Here is a 649-nt window from a genome sequence, read left to right as displayed (position 1 = left end):
ATCTCGATTGCGACGAAGTCGGCGATCCCACCGACTCCGACGATGTCGGCGAGTCGGCCCGCCTCAACGATCTCGATTGCGACGATGTCGGTGAGTCGGCCACCGGCAGCGACACCGCTGACACCGCTGACACTGACGACACAGACGATGGTGCTGCGGCGGCTGGCGAGGGATCCTCGACGGGCGGTACCCGGCGTATGCGGGCACCCGGCGGTGAGTCTCCCCCCGAACCGGCAGACCCGGTAGACCCGGCGCAGTCCGACCCGACCGAGCCTGTCCGTCCGACACCCGACGACCCCGCCACTACCGACGACCCCACCCCCGACGCCGGTGACGACCCCGGTGCTGGTGCTGGTGGTGGGGTGATTGTGCTGCCGGGGACTCAGCCGCATAACCCGTACCGGCCGTCGACGGCACTGGACACGTTCATCCGGATCCGGGACTGCTACACACTGATTCCCGGGAACCCGCATTCGGCGTTTCACTGCGACCTCGACCACTGGACCGAGTTCGACCACGCCGATCCCGCCGCGGGCGGGCAGACCGAACCGGGCAACCTCGGGGCGAAAGACCGCTTCGCGCACAACGCGAAAACCCACGGCGACTGGGTCGACGACCTGATCACCGACCCCGACGGGCACGTCCGCCC

The 649-nt window shown here is 68.9% G+C and carries 1 pseudogene; it reads left to right on the top strand.

Going from position 1 to position 649, the window contains the following annotated elements:
* A pseudogene (locus tag HH308_RS29345) lies at positions 1–649 on the top strand (hypothetical protein); the annotation flags it as partial.

The sequence above is a fragment of the Gordonia asplenii genome, assembly GCF_012933505.1.
In the GTDB taxonomy this organism is placed as follows: domain Bacteria; phylum Actinomycetota; class Actinomycetes; order Mycobacteriales; family Mycobacteriaceae; genus Gordonia; species Gordonia asplenii.
This window is presented reverse-complemented; position numbering and strand designations above follow the sequence as displayed.